13 protein-coding genes are annotated in these 18,275 nt (G+C 65.6%); 2 read left to right on the top strand and 11 right to left on the bottom strand.

The window, feature by feature from the left end:
* Positions 1 to 158 precede the first annotated feature (158 nt).
* From DF286_RS07285 to DF286_RS07270, 4 genes are all read right to left on the bottom strand, one after another.
* Positions 159 to 3,341 (bottom strand): amidohydrolase family protein, encoded by a 3,183-nt coding sequence (locus DF286_RS07285; RefSeq protein WP_170303944.1) that lies wholly within the window; start codon positions 3,339 to 3,341, stop codon positions 159 to 161.
* A gap of 120 nt (positions 3,342 to 3,461) precedes the next feature.
* Entirely contained in the window at positions 3,462 to 4,067 is a 606-nt protein-coding gene (locus DF286_RS07280; RefSeq protein ID WP_109270824.1) for a glycosyltransferase family protein, read from the bottom strand.
* Between the two features lie 102 nt (positions 4,068 to 4,169).
* Positions 4,170 to 6,224 carry an NAD(+) synthase gene (locus DF286_RS07275; protein WP_109270823.1) on the bottom strand — a complete coding sequence of 685 codons (2,055 nt, stop codon included), beginning with the start codon at positions 6,222 to 6,224 and terminating at the stop codon, positions 4,170 to 4,172.
* A complete protein-coding gene (locus DF286_RS07270) occupies positions 6,225 to 6,725 on the bottom strand; it encodes a CinA family protein (RefSeq protein WP_243444757.1) in 501 nt (166 codons plus the stop codon).
* A gap of 81 nt (positions 6,726 to 6,806) precedes the next feature.
* On the opposite strand from DF286_RS07270, the gene DF286_RS07265 reads away from it, so the two are divergent.
* Both DF286_RS07265 and DF286_RS07260 read left to right on the top strand, forming a co-directional pair.
* Positions 6,807 to 7,313: a hemerythrin domain-containing protein gene (locus tag DF286_RS07265; RefSeq protein WP_109270821.1), complete on the top strand. Its 507-nt coding sequence runs from the start codon at positions 6,807 to 6,809 to the stop codon at positions 7,311 to 7,313.
* Position 7,314: 1 nt separating this feature from the next.
* Entirely contained in the window at positions 7,315 to 7,608 is a 294-nt protein-coding gene (locus DF286_RS07260) for a hypothetical protein (protein WP_109270820.1), read from the top strand.
* Here the strand turns inward: DF286_RS07260 and DF286_RS07255 are convergent, their stop codons facing one another.
* From DF286_RS07255 to DF286_RS07225, 7 genes are all read right to left on the bottom strand, one after another.
* The gene (locus DF286_RS07255; RefSeq protein ID WP_207790011.1) at positions 7,609 to 8,166 is read right to left on the bottom strand and encodes a hypothetical protein; all 558 of its coding nucleotides are present in this window, start codon (positions 8,164 to 8,166) and stop codon (positions 7,609 to 7,611) included.
* Between the two features lie 61 nt (positions 8,167 to 8,227).
* Complete coding sequence (locus tag DF286_RS07250; protein ID WP_109270819.1) at positions 8,228 to 8,470, bottom strand: hypothetical protein; 243 nt, start codon at positions 8,468 to 8,470, stop codon at positions 8,228 to 8,230.
* Between the two features lie 9 nt (positions 8,471 to 8,479).
* Entirely contained in the window at positions 8,480 to 10,984 is a 2,505-nt protein-coding gene (locus DF286_RS07245; protein WP_109270818.1) for an ABC transporter permease, read from the bottom strand.
* Between the two features lie 19 nt (positions 10,985 to 11,003).
* Entirely contained in the window at positions 11,004 to 13,511 is a 2,508-nt protein-coding gene (locus tag DF286_RS07240; RefSeq protein WP_109270817.1) for an ABC transporter permease, read from the bottom strand.
* Between the two features lie 12 nt (positions 13,512 to 13,523).
* On the bottom strand, positions 13,524 to 16,022 hold the full coding sequence (locus DF286_RS07235; RefSeq protein ID WP_109272076.1) for an ABC transporter permease: 2,499 nt from the start codon (positions 16,020 to 16,022) through the stop codon (positions 13,524 to 13,526).
* A gap of 115 nt (positions 16,023 to 16,137) precedes the next feature.
* Positions 16,138 to 16,818: an ABC transporter ATP-binding protein gene (locus tag DF286_RS07230; protein WP_109270816.1), complete on the bottom strand. Its 681-nt coding sequence runs from the start codon at positions 16,816 to 16,818 to the stop codon at positions 16,138 to 16,140.
* A gap of 15 nt (positions 16,819 to 16,833) precedes the next feature.
* On the bottom strand, positions 16,834 to 18,144 hold the full coding sequence (locus tag DF286_RS07225) for an efflux RND transporter periplasmic adaptor subunit (RefSeq protein ID WP_109270815.1): 1,311 nt from the start codon (positions 18,142 to 18,144) through the stop codon (positions 16,834 to 16,836).
* Between the last annotated feature and the right edge of the window lie 131 nt (positions 18,145 to 18,275).

Here is an 18,275-nt window from a genome sequence, read left to right as displayed (position 1 = left end):
GCACGGCGCCCGCCTGTCGTCATCCCGGCGAAAGCCGGGACCCAAGAACACAGGCGCTGAAAATTTATGCGATCGACGCGTCACTGAACCTACATGCGTCGATGGTCTTGGGTCCCGGCTTCCGCCGGGATGACGCCGACAGCTCCAACCGGCCCCGCTCAGTCCTCCCAATAATAGGGTTGCAGCGTGCTGGTGCCGGTCACTTCCTCGGCCAGCGTCGCGGCATCGTAGAGGCGGCCGTTGAGCATGACCTTCGACACATCGTCGCTATTGCGGATGTCGACCAGCGGATCGGCGTCGAGGATGACGAGGTCGGCGAGCTTGCCCGGTTCCAAGGTGCCGATGTCCTTGAAGCCGAGGGCCATGGCGGGCACCGAGGTCGCCGCCTGCAGCGCCTCCAGCGGAGTCATGCCGCCGCGCACGAACGACCATATCTCCCAATGGGCCGCGATGCCCTGCTGCTGGCCGTGGGCGCCGATCGACACCGGGACGCCGCGATCGGCCAGCATGTCCGCGGTGCGGGCACTGACCTGGTCGGCATAATCCTCCTCGGGCGCCGTCTCCACGCGGACGAGCTCGGCGTTGAGATAGTCGGTCGGCACATGCTGGGTCAGCAGCGGATGCTTCCACACCTGGCTTTCCTGGATCCAGTAGGGCTCGCCGCCCGGCCCGCCATAGGTGACGCCGAGCGTCGGCGTGTAGCCCACCTTGGTCTGGCTGAAGAAGCTCAGCACATCCTCGTAGAGCATCGACTGCGGGATGTTGTGCTCGAGCGTCGTGTTGCCGTCCTGGATCAGCGAGATGTCCTGCCCGTAGAGCGAGGCGCCCTCGGCGACGACGGCGATATTCTCATCCTTCGCCGCCTTCACCACCTGCTGGCGCTGGTCGCGGCGGGGCTGGTTGTAGTTCTTGATCGAATGGGCGCCCTGGACCTTCAGGCGATGCACATGGGCGCGAGCATCCGCATAATCGTCGATGACCGCAAACCGGCCCGGCGCCTTGGCGCCATAGACGATCTCGCCGGACGAGAAGGAGCGCGGCATCAGGACCAGCCCCGCCCGCTGCATCTCGGCCGCCGCAAACACTTCGCTCGCGGTGTTCGAAGGATCGTGCGCGGTGGTGACGCCGAAGGCGAGATGGACGAGCTGCTGCCAGTTCTGCTGCGGGATGAGATCGTCCTCGCCGTACGGACCATGGGCGTGGGCGTCGATCAGGCCGGGGATGATCGTCTTGCCGGCCATGTCGACCTGCTTCGCAGCCGCCGGAATATCCACCGATCCGCGCGGGCCGACCGCGCGGATGCGGTTGTTCTCGACGAGGATGACCCCGTCCTCGATGATGCCGCCATTCTCGTCCGACATGGTGATGATCTTGGCGCCGGTGAGGGCGACGAGGCCGTCCGGCTTGTCGGACGGCACGGTCATGGCGAGGGAGACGCCGGTCTTGGGCGCGGTATATTCGCTGTCGTCGCCGGCGCGGGTCACGGTCGCCGCATCGGTCGAATAGAGCGTCGGCCCCAGGCTCCAGCCGAGGGTGCGGCCGCCCGCGCCCCAATGGAGATACTGGCCGCCATCGCCGCTGACGCGGGTGACCGGAAGCTGCGACGCCTTGGCGCCGATCTCGATGGTCTTGGCGCCGCCGAAGAAGGGCATCAGGAAGGCGTTGTAATCCTCGCGGAACGCGACCCAGTTGCCGGTCGGCGACACTTCATAGCCGATCACCATCTCGCCTTGGGCGTGGACGCGCCTGTCGTGGCCGTTCAAGTCGACGCTGACGAGCTTCAGCTTTTCGTCCTCGCGCAGCTCCATGAAGACGCGGTCATTCGATGCCCCGAAATGCGGATTGCCGCCCTCGGTGGTGAGGCGCACCGCCTCGCCGCCGGCGGTGGAAATGCGGTAGACGCCGGGGTTCGCCGACCAGGTCTCTGAGGTCAGGCCGCCGCCCTCGCCTTTCTCGAACACGATGGTGCGGCCGTCCGGCGAGAAGCGCGGACGCCGGTAGTGACCGGGATTCTTGGTTACGGTCGTCATGCCGCTGCCGTCGGCGGCGACGGTGCGGATTTCGCCGAGGCGCTGGTCGTTCCAGCTGACGAAGACGATGCGCGAGCCGTCCCGCGACCATGAGGGGAAGGATTGGAAGTCGCCATCCGGCGCCGTCAGCGGCCGCGGCTCGCCGCCGTTGACGCCCTTGACGTAGAGCCGGCCGAGGCTGGCGAACACGACCTGTCGACCGTCGGGCGACAGCGTCGCGAAGCGCGGCATCTTGGTGGTGAAGCTGTCGCTATAGACATTCACCTCGGGCCGGGGCGGATCGACGACCGCGCGCGTATCTGAGACCGAGAAGGGGATCTCGGCATGGCCGGAGCCATCGGCGTCGATGCGATGGATCTTGCCGCCCGCCCAGAAGACGATCGAGCGGCTGTCGGGCGTCCAGTCCATGTTCGGATAGACGCCGTGCACCGCCCAGGTCTCCTGCATGTCCTGGTCGAGGTCGTCGTAGATCTTGCGCTCCGCGCCCGACTGCAAGTCCTTGATGTAGAGCTTGGACTTGGCTCGCTCGCGCTTCACATAGGCGAGCCAGCGGCCGTCCGGCGACGGCGTCGGGCGCACCGCGCCGCCCGGCCCGCCGGCTACCTTGGTCCGCTCGCCCGTGTCGAGATCGTAGCGGTCGATCGCGAACAGCTCGGCATTGGAGTTCTCGGCATATTCGAACATGTTGCCGGGCGTGGTGGCATGGCTGAAATAGATGCTCTTGCCGTCCGGCGTGAACATCGGCTCGCCCAATTCCTTCTGATACTGCTTGTTCGGCCGCTCGACGAGCGACACGCCGTCGCCTCCGCCGATGTGATACATCCAGATTTCGCCGGTGCCGAGGGAACGGCCCGTGGTGAAATGCTTGCGCGCCGCGATGTAGTTTCCGTCCGGGCTCCAGGTGGCATTGTTGAGGAGGGTGAACTCCTCCTTGGTCAGCTGTCGCCGGTTGGAGCCGTCGACGTTCATGATCCAGATATTGTCGCCGCCGCCGCGATCCGAGGTGAAGGCGATCTTGCTGCCGTCCGGCGAGAAACGGGGCTGAACCTCATAGGGGATCCCGGCCGCGATCCGGGTCGCCGCTCCGCCGGTGATCGGGATAGTGTAGATGTCGCCCAGAAGGTCGAAGGCGATGGTGCGGCCGTCGGGGCTGACGTCGAGGTTCATCCAGGTGCCCTCGGTAACGTCGATCTTGACCGGGCGGGTTTGCATCGGCGGCGCGGCGACATCCCATTTCTTCTCGTCCTTCTCCGCGGCGAGCGCGGTGGTGGAGAGCAGGAAGAGTGATAGGGCGGCGATGCCTTTGACCATGAAGATATGCTCCCGGACGCGCCAGGACGGCGCTGATGCTGGTGAGATAGGAAGGCAAGACGGTGCAATATCGCGGCGCACCGCGCAAGCTGCGGTTTCGCGAAGGCAGCGCCGTGGCGCTCAGCCGGCCTGGGGCTCCGAAACGAGAGCGGACGGCAGCAGGTCGTTGACCGGCGTGAGCGGCGTCGGATCCGGCCGACGGGCCAGCTCTCCAAACGTCGCGCACAGCGCGGCGGTATCGCCGGTGAAGATATGGTGGGCTATGCGTCTCAACTCGCGCTCCAGCACCGGCACTCGCCCCGCTATGGGCAAGGTCATGTCGTAGACGGTGGCGGCGGAGGCGAGGTGGCGAGTGAACAAGAGCATTTCCGGATCGCAATACCAGCGGATGAACGGCCCCTCTTCCTCGGTCAGGAATTCGTTGAGCAGCGCCCGTAGCGCCGCCTCCCGGTCAAGCCGCTTCATCGGCTCGGGCAGGGACGGGGTGACGATCACGACGCCGCTTTCTGCGCAGGTGCGCACGCCCAGCGCCGGCTCGCACTCTGGCGTCGCCTCCTCCGGTTCCTCCCAATAGACGACCCGGCCGCTCCGGGCGAAGCGGCTCATCAGATATTGAAGCCTGTGAAATTCGAAATTCCAGCGCAGATGCGAGAAACAGATCAGCGAATGGCCGGGTGGCAGGGAGAGGGAGGAAGGCACCTCGGAAGAGGCGGCGAAGTCGAACACGAAAACCCCTGCATTTTAAAGGTTTTCTCGTAACGTAGAGAAGGCGGGGCGAGTTCCGGGGAATCCGCCTGACCAAGCTTTGTATGGGACGGTTGGAGCGCCTCAGTCGCCCAGCGCCGTCCTCAGCTCGTCCAGCCATGGTCCGGCAACGCCATCCGACGGCGCACGCCAGTCGCCGCGCGGGCTGAGGGAGCCGCCCATCGAGACCTTGGGCGCGTTCGGCAGCGCCGAGCGCTTGAACTGGCTGATCTGGAAGAAGCGGAACAGGAACACCTCCAGCCATTTCCGGATGGTGGGAAGGTCGTATTCGCGCTTCAGATGCTCGGGATAGTCGATCGGCCACAGGCCTTTCGAGGCGTCGTGCCACGCCTGCCAGGCGAGGAAGGCGACCTTGGACGGCGGCTGCCCGGCGCGAAGCGTGTGGAACAGGAAGAAGTCGTGCAGCTCGTAGGGGCCGATCCGGTCCTCGGTGCTCTGCATCTCCTCCTCGTCATCCGCCGGCACCAGCTCCGGAGAGATTTTGGTGGAGAGAATGGCGTCGAGCACCTCATTGGTCGCCGCGTCGAACTGGCCGGACCGCACGCACCAGCGGATGAGATACTGGATCAGCGTCTTCGGCACGCCGGCGTTGACGCCATAATGGCTCATATGATCGCCGACGCCATAGGTGCACCAGCCGAGCGCCAGCTCGCTGAGGTCGCCGGTGCCGACCACGAAGCCGCCGCGCTGGTTGGCGAGACGGAAGAGATAGTCGGTGCGAAGCCCCGCCTGCACATTCTCGAAGGTGACGTCGTAGACCGGCTCGCCCGAAGCGAAGGGATGGCCCATATCGGTCAGCATCTGCCTGGCGGCCGGGCGGATGTCGATCTCCTCGCCGACAATGCCGAGCGCCTTCATCAGCTTCCAGGCATTGCCCTTGGTCGTCTCGCCGGTGGCGAAGCCGGGCATGGTGAAGCCGAGCACCGTCGAACGCGGCAGCTTCAGGAAATCGCACGCCTTGGCGGCGACGATCAGCGCGTGGGTTGAATCAAGCCCGCCCGAGACGCCGATGACGAGGTGCTTGCCCGAAGTCGCGGTGAAGCGCTTGGCGAGGCCCTGCACCTGGATGTTGAACGCCTCGTAGCAATCATGGTCGAGCTGCTCGGGGCGGTTCGGCACATAAGGGAAACGGCGAATGCGCCGCTCGAAGCCGATATTTTCCAGCACCGGCTTATGCTCGAAGGAGACGCGGCGGAACGCCAGCTCCGGATGTCCCCTCGCCGCGGCGTTGTCGTTGAAGGTGCCCATCCGCATCCGCTCAAGCCGGAGGCGCTGGACGTCGAGGTCGGCGACGCACAGCTCCGGCTCCAGATCGAAACGGCCCGATTCCGCCAGCAGTTCGCCGAGTTCGTAGATCGATCCCTGACCGTCCCAGGCCAAGTCCGTCGTGCTCTCGCCGGGGCCGGAGGCGGCGAACACATAGGCGGCGCAGCATCGCGCGGACTGGGCGGCGGAGAGCAGCTTCCTCTCATCCGCCTTGCCGATGGTGATGTTGGACGCGGAGAGGTTGCAGAGGATCAGCGCCCCGGCCAGCGCCCCCACCGTCGAAGGCGGCTGCGGCGCCCAATAATCCTCGCAGATCTCGACGTGGAAGATGAAGTCCGCGAGGTCCGAAGCGGCAAAGGTGAGGTCGGTCCCGAAGGGCGCCGTCTGGCCCGCCAAGGCGACATCGAGGCCGGTGAGGCCGATGCCGGAGGCGAACCAGCGCTTCTCATAATATTCGCGGTAGTTGGGCAGGAAACTCTTCGGCACCACGCCGAGGATGCGGCCACGCGAGAGGACGACGCCGCAATTGTAGAGGCGGCCGTTCCGGCGGACAGGCGCGCCGACGATGAGAACCGGCGAGAGCCCGAGCGTCGCCTCGCACAGCCTTCCGATTCCCTGTTCGACCGCGTCGAGGAACGCCTCCTGGAGATGAAGGTCGTCGACCGCATAGGACGACAGGTTGAGCTCGGGAAAGACGACCAGGTCGACGCCCCGCCGATCGGCTTCCTCTGCCTGCGCTATCGCCTGATCGACATTGAAGGCGACGTCGCCCGCCGACGCCGTCGGCGTCGCGGCGGCGGCGCGGACGAAGCCGTGGCGGTGGATCGCCTCGAAGGGTGGCACCGTCGCCATTCAAAGCATCTCCGTCATCATCTCGATCCCGACCCGCATGCACTCGACCCGCGTAGCACCTCTGCCGATCGGCCCGAAATGCTCTTCGCGATGGGCCGTGATCCGGCCGCCCCGGGCGCAGGCGAAGTGCACCAGGCCCGGCTCTTCGCCCTTGTCGGCATAGCCGGTGACGGAAAGGGCGATATTCGCCTTCGATCGCTCCAGCGCTCCTTCCGCCATGGCGATCGCCACCGCCCTGGACACCGCCCCTTCCCGCTTGATGAGGTCCAAGGGAATGCCGAGCATCTCCGCTTTCGAGTCATCCGTATAGGTGACGAAGCCCCGTTCGAAGGCATGGGCGCAGCCTTGGACGTCGGTCAGCAGCGACGCCAGCATCCCGCCCGTGCAGCTCTCCGCCGTGGCCAGCGACAGCTCGCGCTCGCACGCCTTCTCCAGCAGCCGCAAGGTCGCCTTCTCGATCTCCTCGTCCAGGACGGGCGAAAGGGTTTCGGTTTCCGACACTTTTTCCTTTCCTCCGGCCCCGGCCACAGGGAACCGGCCGCTTGCCCCGAATGTTCCCATCCCGAAATCAGGAGGCACGAAATGGCTAATCAAAGCAAGCAGGATGCAACGCATCTCCTCTCCCAGGACCACCGGGAAGTGGAAGCGTTATTCGCCAAGTTCGAGAAGGCGAAGGGCAGTTCGGAAAAGGAGAAACTGGCGCGGCAGATCTGCACCGAACTGAAGATCCACGCCATGATCGAGGAGGAGATTTTCTATCCGGCCCTGAGGGGCAAGATCGAGGACGATGCCCTCGACGAAGCGATCGTCGAGCATGATGGCGCCAAGCTGCTGATCAACGACATCGAAGCGGCCGAGCCTGACGAGCAGTTCTACGACGCCAAGGTGAAGGTGCTGCAGGAAGAGATCGAGCATCACGTAAAGGAAGAGGAGAAGATGCAGGGCAACATCTTCCAGCAGGCCCGCGCCACCGACATCGATCTTGAGGCGCTGGGCGAACAGCTCGCCGCCCGCAAGCAGGAGCTGAAGCAGAAGGCCGAGACCGAGGGCCTGCCGCCCGCCCAGCCGATCGCGGTGGAGGCGGTCTGACATGGTGAGCTGGAACCGCAAAACGGCGCTCGCCACGGGTTTCGGGGCCGCTCTGGCGGCCGCAGGCGGCTATGTCGCCGCCCGGATGATCCGCCATCGCAATCACCGTGAGCGTCCCGCGCCGGCGCTGACGCACGGCCGTCCCCCCGGCCCGGTCGGCGACAGCGGCAATGTCCGGCCCGCGGGACGCGAGACGATGCGAGACCCGCCGCGCCGCTGGGACGAAGTCGACGAGGCATCGGACGAAAGCTTCCCGGCGAGCGACCCGCCCAACCTCAGCAAGCATGTCGATTGATCAAACCTCGGCGCCGCCCTCGGGCGGCGCATCCTTGTCCGGTCCGTCGTCGAAGATCATCTCCCGCGCCAGGGCCAGCTCGCGCATGGCGCGGGCGGTACTAACGCCCCATACGATATGGGCCGCGATCATCAGGACGTTGCGGCGCGGCGGGTGGTTCGTGGCGGGCTTCAGCAGGCGCGCCGTGGGTATCCAGCCCATATAGCTCGCCAGCCACACGCCCACCCCGGCGATCCCGCCGCTCACCGGCCCCATCGCGACATTGGCGGCGCCCATCAGCGCTCCGGTCGCCGCGCCGTAGGCGAAATGGGCGGCCGTGGTGACGTCCTTGGAAAGTTCGTTCTCGGCTTCGGTTCCGGCATCGCCGGCCGCTGAATCGACGATCTCGCGGGGCGTCAGCGGATAGCGTTGCTTCGCCGGCAGCTTCTCGTGCATGCGCCGCATCGCCGCCGTCATGGCCAGCGTTCCGGCAAAGCCGGCGATGGCGCCGGTCAGCAGGCGGCTGCCGAGCTTTGGGCTGTTGTCGCTCAAAATCGAAATCTCCGGTCTCGCGATCATCACCCCGAAGATCGCCAGCGCCGCAATAGAGGCCGGAAAGCCGCATGCGGAAGAGGCTTCGTCAGAGATCGACTCCGGTGGCGATCGCCTCCAGCTTGCGTAGGCGCTCGCGGATGTCGGCCATTTCGATGCGCAGGCCCGACGAGGTATCATCCTCCGGCTCCGGCTCCGGCTCCGGTCCGGAACGGTCGGCGGCGATCTCGTAGCGCTTGAGGTCGAGCCAGCCGCGCCAGCCTCTGAGAAGGGCGACGCTGACGATCGAGGTGATGGCGAGGGCGGCGGCCGCCCAGACGAGTGCGGTCATAGGAGCTTTCTATTCGTATCTGAGCGCTTGGATGGGGTTGAGGCGGGCGGCCCTGAAGGCGTGGCCGGCGACGGTTCCGATCGCGATGGCGAGCGCCAGCACGCCCGCCGCCAGGAACGGCGTCGGGCCGAGGTCGATGCGGGCGTCGAAGCCGTTCAGCCAGTCACGCATCGCCCACCAGGCGAGCGGCCAGGCGATGAGGTTGGCGAGCACGACCGGCTTCGAGAATTGCCAGGCGAGCAGGCGGACGATGTCGCGCACCTTGGCGCCGAGCACCTTGCGGATGCCGATCTCCTTGGTCCGCCGCTCGGTCGCGAAGGAGGCGAGGCTGTAGAGGCCGAGGCACGCGATCACCACCGCCAGCGCCGAGAAGGCCGCGAACAGCGCGCCCCGCGCCCGATCGGCCTCATAAACTTCGGCGACGATATCCTCGGCGAACCGCCCCTGAAACGGAATCTCCGGCTCAAACCGGCGCCAGACTGCGTTGAGGCCGGCCATCACCTCGCCGGGCTTGGCGGCGGCATAGCGGACCATGACCTGGTCGGTGCGATCGGGATCGTAGCCATAGACCAGAGGCTCGATCGCGTCGCGGGCTGTGCGGATGCGGGTATCTTCGACGACGCCGACGATGGTCGAGGGGATCATGTTGTCGCCGTCGATGCCGACCTTGATCGTTTGGCCGACCGCCGCCGCCGGCGACTGGAAGCCAATCAACGCCGCGGCCGTCCGATTGACGACGACGTTCAGCCCGCGGGCGGCGAGCTGTGCCATCACCGCCGCGTACCCGGCTTCGTCCGCGTCGTAGCCCGGGCGCAGCATCCGGTCGTTCGCATATTGATCGCCCAGGAAGCGGCCCGCGAGCAGCGGCACATCCATGGTCCGCAGGAAATCGGTGTCGATGCCGTAATAGCCGATCGACAAATCCTCCGGCGCGCCGGGCGCGCGCACCGCCAGGATGTTCTTGTTGGTCGCGGCGAGGCCGAGATTGGTGCGCCCCGCCGCCACCACGCCGGGGATCGCCAGCATCTCGCGGCGGGCCACCTCGTACCGGCTGCTGTCGCCGGCGAAGCGCCAGGCGGAATCGATCTGGATCAGCCCGTCGCGGCGATAGCCAGGATCGATCGTCTCGACATAGCGCGTCTGCGAATAGATCACCGACGTGCAGATGATGAGGCCGATGGCGATGGCGAACTGGAGCAACACGAGGGCGGTCCTGAGCCGGCCGCTGCCCGGCGTTTCGGCCGAAGACTTGTTGGCCCTAAGCACCGCCGCGGGCTGGAAGCGGCTCAGATACAAGGCCGGATACAGCCCACCGAGAATGCCGACGGAGGCGAACAGCACCAAGGCCGGGACCAGCATGCCGTCTCTGCCCAAATAGGCCATCTCCAGGTCGGCTCCGATCCAGGCGCCCACCCAGGGTACGGCGAGCTCGACCATCGTCAGCGCCAGCAGCATGGCGAAGGCGGTCAGCACCAGGGATTCGCCAATCAGCTGGGTTATGAGCTGGCCACGCCTCGCGCCGAGAACCTTGCGCAGCGCCACTTCGCGGGCGCGCTGAGTGGCCCTGGCCGTCGACAGGTTGATGAAGTTCATCACCGCCATGCCGAGCGTCAGCAGCGCCACTATGGTGAAGGTGGCAAGCGCGCGCGGATCGCCGCCGGGCCGCAGCGCATTCGATTGGGCGGGGCCGAGGTGCACGTCGCCGATCGGCACCAGCTCCAGGTCCATGATGTCGGCCTGCGAGGAGGGTTTGCCGTCGATTATCTGGGGCGCGATCGTGCGCTTTTCCCAGGCGGGAAGAGCGGCATTGATGGCGGCCGCGTCGGCGCCGGCACGCAGCTTCACATAATGCTGCTGGTTCATATTGCCCCAACCCTTGGCGCCGGGGAGCCAATCATAGTCGCTGGGATTGTAGTGGTAGACGATGGCGAGCCGCAGGCTTGAATTCTTCGGCAGGTCGCGAAGCACGCCCGTGATCAGATGGTCGCGCTTGCCTTCCCCTGCCCCCAGACTCATCGTTTGGCCGACGACGTCGGTGGTGCCGAACGCCTTCACCGCCTCCGTTTCAGTGAGCACGATCGAATTGGTGTCGCGCAGCGCGCTCGCCGCGTCTCCATGCGCGAACGGAAGCTGGAAGATCTCGAAGAAGCTGGGATCGACCGAGGCGACGTCGAGGAAGATCGCCTGGCCGTCGCGCATCGTCACGGTCTGGCCATTGCTCATGACCGTGAGCGCCTCGATCTGCGGGAACCCTCCCTTCAGCCTATCGCGCACCGGGAAGGGGCTGTTCTGCGATCGCGTCACCGGCTGCCCCGGCTCATGCCAGGTCGCCTGCACCTGATAGATGCGCTCGCTGTCCGGCAGCCATTGGTCATAGCTCGACTCGTAGCGGACGTAGAGGAGGATCATCAGGCAGGCGGCGATCCCCAGCGCCAGGCCAACGATATTGATGAAGGCATAAGCCTTGTTTTTCGCCAGCGCCCTGAAGCCGACCGTCAGATAGTTCCTCCACATGCCCCCGTGACTCCTTCTCCTATTCGTAACGCAGCGCGTGGATCGGATTGGCGCGAGCGACCTTGAGCGCGTGTCCGGCGATGGTGCCGATCGCGATGGCGAGGGCGATGATGGCCGCGAGGACGAACGGCGTCAGGCCGAGGTCGATGCGGGCGTCGAAGGTGTTGAGCCAATCGCGCATCACCCACCAGGCGACGGGCCAGGCGATGAGGTTGGCGATGATCACCGGCTTGGAGAACTGCCAGGCAAGCAGGCGAACGATGTCGCGTGACCGAGCGCCCATCACCTTGCGGATGCCGATCTCCTTGGTGCGCCGCTCTGCAGTGAAGGCGGCGAGGCCAAAGAGGCCGAGGCAAGCGACGATGACGGCGAGCACGGCGAAGCCGGCGAAGATCGTCGCGCGGGCGTCCTCCGCCTCGTAGAGCTCGCCGATGATCTCCTCGCTGAACTTGGCGTCGAACGGCACTTCCGGCGCCATCCGCTTCCACACCCCCTCGATCCGGTCGCGCACCGCGGCGGGATTGTCGCTGTCGTAGCGGACGAGCAATTCGTTCACGAAGTTGGGCGCGTAGAAGAACATGATCGAGTCGATCGGCTCCCGCACCGAGCGGAAGCGGGAATCCTCGACCACGCCGATGATCGTTACCGGCACCATGCCGCCATATTCCGGGTCGACGAGCGCGGCCTTCAGGGTCTTGCCGACGGCCTGTTGCGAAGAGGCGAAGCCCATGCGCTTGGCCGCCAACTCGTTGACGACGACATTGGCGCCGCGCGCAGCGAAGGCCTGCTCGGCCGCGGGATCTTCGGGGAAGGGACGCTCGGAGCTGTCGGCGGGCCGATTCTCGTCGAAGGTGCGGCCGGCGAGCAGGTCGATGCCCATCGTCTCGAAGAAACCGTCATCGATATAATATTGGCCGATGTTGATCGGCTGGTCGCGGCCCGGCAGCTGGACGCCCGTGTTGCTGCTGTTGCCGGTGGCGATGCCGATGGTGGTGCGGCCGGTGCCGACGACGCCGTCGATCTTGCCGATCTCGCGCATCAGCGGCTCGACGACCGGTTCGAGCTGGCGGCGACCGATGCCGGCGATCTGGATCAGGCCTTCGCGATTATAGCCCGGGTCCGCCGTGCGGGCGTGGACCGTCTGGAGGTAGACCACCGCCGTGCAGATGATGAGGCCGATGGAAACGGCGAACTGGCTCACCACCAGCACGTTGCGCAGTCGGCCGGTGCCCTGCGCCTCGGCGGACGACTTGTTGGCCTTCAGCACCTGGGCCGGCTGGAAGCGCGACAGGTAGAAGGCGGGATAGATGCCACCCGCCGCACCGACGACGAGCACCAGCGCCAGGATCGGCAATATCAGGCCGCCTTCGCCGAAATAGTTGAGCGCCAGATCCGCTTCGAGGAAGTTGGAGATGACCGGCAGCGCCAGCTCCGTCATCGCCAGGGCGAGCAGCATGGCGAAGGCGGCGACCAGCACGGACTCGCCGATGAACTGAACGATGAGCTGCTTGCGATTGGCGCCGAGCACTTTCCGCAGCGCCACCTCACGGGCCCGCTGGCTGGCGCGGGCGGTGGCGAGGTTGGTGAAGTTGACGCAGGCCATGCCGAGGATGAGCAAGGCGACGATGGCGAAGGTGATGATCGAGCGGCGATCGTTGCCGGGAGTCATCGCGCCGTCCTGGGCCTCGCCGAGATGGACGTCGCGGATGTTGACGAGGCCGAAATCGGCCTGGTCGCCCTGGTTGAAGCGCTGCCCGCCGAAGAACTGGTCGGGGATGTTGCGCTTCTCCCAGGCCTGGAGCTGGCTGTTGATCGCCTGCGGATCGGTGCCGGGCTTCAGCTTCACGTAGACATGGCCGGACTGCCAGCCGAAGGAAGTGAGGAAGTCGGGATTGTCGGCCCAATAGGTGGCGGGATCGTAGCGCGCCGCCATGGTCAGCTTCACATGGCTGTTCTTGGGCGGATCCTGGATGATGCCGGTGACGCGATAGTCGGTGTTGACGCCCTGGGCGACGACGGTCAGCGTCTGGCCCATCGGATTCTCGTTGCCGAAACGTTTCTCAGCCTCACTCTCGGTCAGCACGATCGAACCCGGCTGGGCGAGCGCGGTCCCCGGATTTCCCTGGACGAAGGGGAATTGGAGGATCTCGAACAGCGGCCCGTCGACGAACTTGAAGTCCTCGACGTCGAACGCTTCGCCGTCCTTGATCACCACCGGACCCGACCACTGCGCGTAGACGATCTGATCGATCTGCGGAAAGTCCTTCAGCAGCGCCTGCTTGGTGGCATAGGCCGCCATCTGGAGGTTGCCCTCCTCGCCCGTGTCGGGATCGGTGTAGTAGGTCTGGAACTGATAGGCGTTCTCGGACCCGGGCAACGCCTCGTCATAGGTGAGCTCGTAGCGCACGAAGAGCAGCAGGATCAGGCACGCGGCCATGCCGATCGCCAGCCCCAAGATGTTGATCAGGGCATAGGTCTTGTTCTTGCCGAGAGCCCGGACACCGACCGTCAGATAATTGCGCCACATATCTTGTTTTTCCTACTCGTAGCGGAGGGCGTTGATGGGGTTGGAGCGTGCCACCTTGAAGGCGTGGCCGGCGATGGTGCCGATGGCGATGGTGAGCGCCAGGACCGCCGCCAGCACGAAGGGACCGGGGCCGAGGTCGATGCGCGCATCAAACGTGTTGAGCCAGTCCCGCATCGCCCACCAGGCGATCGGCCAGGCGATGAGGTTGGCGATGATGACCGGCTTGGAGAATTGCCAGGCGAGCAGGCGCACGATGTCGCGGCTGCGCGCGCCCATCACCTTGCGGATGCCGATCTCCTTGGTCCGCCGCTCGGCGGTGAAGGCGGCGAGGCCGAAGAGGCCGAGGCAGGCGACGATCACCGCCAGCAAGGCGAAAGCGGCGAAGGTTTGCGCGCGCGCGTCCTCGGCCTCGTAAAGCTCGCCGATAATGTCGTCGCTATATTCGGCCTTGAACGGGACGTCGGTGGTGATGCCCTTCCACATCTGCTCGATGCCGGCCCGCACCGCCTTGGGATCGCCATTGTAGCGGACGATGAGGTGGGTGTGGCCGCTGTTCCAGTTGGTGAACATGATCGGGTCGAGCGGCAGCTTCACCGAACGGAAGCGGGAGTCCTTGACCACGCCGATGATGGTGACGGGCACGAGCCCGATCTCATTGTCGACCAGCGCCGCCTTCAAAGTCTTGCCGACGGCGTCCGCCGGGCTCTTGAAGCCCAGCCGCTGCGTCGCCAGCTCGTTGACCACGATATTGCCGCCGCGCTGCGCCATCGCCCGCTGCGACTCGTCTTCGGGCGGATAGGGCAGCGTCATGTCGTCCATCGGCCGCGCTTCCTGGAACCAGCGGCCGGCGGCGAGGGTGATGCCCATCGCGTCGAAGAAGCCCTCGTCCACCTGATAGTTGCCGATGGTGATCGGCTCCGGATTGCCCGGGACCATGAAGCCGGTGTTGTTGTTATTGTCCGTAGCGACGCCGATGGTCGTGCGGCCGGCCGCGACCACGCCGGGAACCCGCTTCGCCCGCTCGGCGATCGCCTCGCCCTTGTCGATCAGCTGGTAGCGGGAGAGCTCCTCGACCTGGAGGATGTTGTCGCGGTTGTAGCCCGGATCGACGGTGCGGGCGTAGACGGTCTGGCCGTAGATGATGGCCGTGCAGATGATGAGCCCGATCGACACCGCGAACTGGGCGATCACCAGCGCATTGCGCAGCCGCCCGGTGCCGGGCGTTTCGGCCGACGACTTATTGGCCTTCAGCACCGAAGCCGGCTGGAAGCGAGACAGGAAGAAGGCGGGATAGAGGCCTCCGAACACGCCTACGATCGTCACCAGCAGCAGCACCGGAATGAGGATGCCGCCGGTGCCGAAATAGGAGATGGAAAGGTCCGCCTCGAGGAAGGCGGCGAACGGCCGGATGGCGAGCTCGACCATCGCCAGCGCAATCAGCATCGCCACCACCGAGACGATGATGGACTCGCCGATGAATTGCATGATGAGCTGCCGCCGCGTCGCGCCGAGCACCTTGCGCAGCGCGACTTCGCGGGCGCGCTGGCTGGCGCGCGCCGTGGCGAGGTTGGTGAAGTTGACGACCGCCATGCCGAGGATCAGCACCGCGATGATCGCGAAGGTGACGATCGTGGTCCGATCGTTGCCGACGGACATAGCGCCCGCCTGCGCCTTGCCGAGATGCACGTCCTCGACGTTGACGATGTGCCAGTCCTGGTCGTCGCCGGCGTTGAACCGCGCCTCGCCCGAATTCTGGTCGGGGATGTTGCGCTTCTCCCAGGCCGGGAAGCCGGCTTCGACCGCCTGCGGATCGGCGCCGGGCTTCAGCTTCAGATAGATGTGTCCGTTCTGGCAGCCCCAGCAGGTGAGCACGTCCGGCGTGTCGAAATTGTAGCCCGGATAATCGAGCCTCGCGATGCCGGTCGTCTTGAAATGGGTGTTCTTCGGCAGATCCTGGAGAATGCCCGTGATGCGGAAATCGCGCGTGATGCCGCGCGTGATCATGGTCAGCGTCTGGCCCACGACATCGTCGGTGCCGTAAAGCCGCCGCGCCTCGCTCTCGGTCAGCACGACGGTGTTGACCTGGCCCAGCGCGTTCGCGTCGCCGCGCTTCAGCGGCAGCGGCACGGTTGCGAGGAAATTCCCGTCGGTGAAGAGGAAGTCCTCGCTCGACGTGGCTTCCCCGTTCTTCAGGAAGACGGGATTGTTGTTGAAGAGGTAGACCTGGCTCTCGACCTGGGGAAAATCCTTCTGGATCGCCGCGCCCGACGCCCAGGGCGTCATCTGGAGGAAGGTTTCCTCGCCCGTCTCGCTCGATTTATACCAGCTCTGGACCTGGTAGATCCGCTCCGCGTCCGGGATCCACTTGTCGTAGCTCATCTCGTAGCGGACGTAGAGCAGGATCATCAGGCACGCCGCCATGCCGATGGCGAGGCCGAATATGTTGATGAAGGCGTAGGTCTTGTTCTTGGCCAGCGCCCGGATTCCCACCGTGAGATAATTCCGCCACATCGCGACCATCTCCTCCAAGCCCGCATCGACAGCGGGCGTGAATGAGGACGGGTGCCATGACCCAACCCGTCCCCACCCCGATCCTCCGCCGTTTCAAGCGACGGAGGTGAAAGCCTTATGCGGCCCGGCGCCGCTCCTGCAGGATGCGGCCGTCGAGCATGTTGACGACGCGGCCGGCATAATCGGCATGTCCCGGCGAGTGGGTGACCATGACGATGGTCGAACCTTCCGCGTTCAGGGACTGCAGCATCTTCATCACTTCCTCGCCATGATGCGTGTCGAGGTTGCCGGTCGGCTCGTCCGCGAGGATCAGCTTCGGCTCGGCGATGAGGGCGCGGGCGACGGCGACGCGCTGCTGCTGGCCGCCCGAAAGCTGGCTCGGCCGGTGCTTGGCGCGGTGGCCGATGCCGACCTTGTCCATCACCTCGTCCGCGCGGCGCCGGCGCTCGGAAGCGGGCACGTCGTGATAGAGGAGTGCGAGCTCCACATTCTCCCGCACGGAAAGCTCGTCGACCAGGTTGAAGCTCTGGAAGATGAAGCCGAGATTTTTCTTTCGGACGTCGGCGAGCTTCGCTTCGGGAAGCCCGGCCACTTCCTCGCCGTTGAAGACGTAGGAGCCGCTCGTCGGGCTATCGAGCATGCCGATGACGTTGAGCAAGGTGGACTTGCCGCAGCCCGACGGACCCATCACGGCGACGAACTCGCCGTCCTCGATCTCGAGGTTGATGCCGTCGAGGGCCGTCGTTTCGACGGTGTCGGTGCGGTAGACCCGCGTCAGATCGCGCATGCTCAGCATTAGACCAGCTCCTTCTTATTCAGATTCGAGGTCGAGCCGATCCTTGTCGGCGAAACCGGTATAGGGTGAGGTGAGGACCTTCTCTCCGGGCTCCAGCCCTTCGAGGACTTCGATATAATTGGAATTGCGGCGGCCGAGCCGGACGGGGCGCTTCACCGCCTCGTCGCCGTCGGGCGCCACGACGAAGACCCAGCTGCCGCCCGTCTCATTGTAGAAGGCGCCGTTGGGGATGAGCAAAGCCGGGGCGGGATCGCCCAGGGTCAGCTTCGTCTGAAGCGTCTGGCCGCGCTGCACATCCTCAGGCGCCTGGCCGACGAAGTGGAAGTCCACCTCGAACGTGCCGTTCCTGACCTGCGGATAGATTTTCGCGACCTTGAGGTTGTAGGTCTTGCCGCCCCACTCGGCGGTCGCCTTCTGCCCCGGCTCCACACGGCCGAGATAGAATTCGTCGACCTGGGCGACGAGCTTGTTGCCGGCCGTATCGATCTGGCCCAGCCGCTCCCCCTGACTCATCGATTGCCCGACCTGGATCGAGAAAGCAGTGAGCTGGCCGGCGACCGGAGCGCGAATGTTCAGCGCGTCGAGGGTCGAGCGGGCGATCTGGAGGCTGTCCGCCAGGGACGCGTTGGAGGCACGGAGCTGGGCGAGCTGACTCGTTTGCAGCCGCTCGTCGGTCGCCTGGGCGCGCTGGACCACCTCATAGCGCTGTCGGGCGGCCTCATATTCATCACGCGTGTCACGAAAGACCTTGCCGGCGACGAAGCCCTTATCGGCGAGCGGCTTCTGCAGATTATATTGCCGCTCCGCCTTCTCGGCGGTGAGCCGGGCCTCGATCAGCGCGCGCTGGTTGGAGAGGCGGGTCTGCGACAGCGCCAGCTCCTGGCTGCGCATCGAGTTGAGCTCGCGCGAGACGTCGGCTTGGCGAGCGAGCAGGTTGAGCTGAAGGTCGGAGTTGGAGAGGACGGCGAGGAGTTGTCCCTTCTGGACCATGGCGCCGTCCTCGACGAGCACCTCCTCGACCCGGCCGCCCTCGATCGCATCCAGATAGACGCTGACCAGCGGGGTGACGCGGGCACGCAGCGGGAGGAAATCATCGAAGGTGCCGCGCTCGACGGTGGAGATCGTCACTCGATCGGCGGCAACCGTCTGGGTGTCGGCGCTGGGCGCCATCGTATAGAAGCCGGTGGCGGCAATCAGCAGCACGGCGCCGCCGATGCCGAGCTTGACCTGCTTCGACAGCCCCTTTTTCTCGACGACCCGATCCATGCCGCCGCCGCTAAGCGGCTTTGCCTCGACGTCCGACGCCTTCATCTTGATCACACTCATCAAAAGGGAACCTCCCACCCTTTCAAGGCAAGGGCCGTGCCAGATCGGCCGCGACTATCTCCCCGAGGCGTCGCTTCGGCGTCTGACGAGGCCGTCTGTTCGTTTCCGGACAGTGGCTGTTCGGCTGCGGA

Source organism: Sphingosinicella humi (assembly GCF_003129465.1).
Lineage (GTDB): Bacteria > Pseudomonadota > Alphaproteobacteria > Sphingomonadales > Sphingomonadaceae > Allosphingosinicella > Allosphingosinicella humi.
Note: the sequence above shows the minus strand (reverse complement) of the source record. Positions and strands in the feature narration are given on the sequence as shown.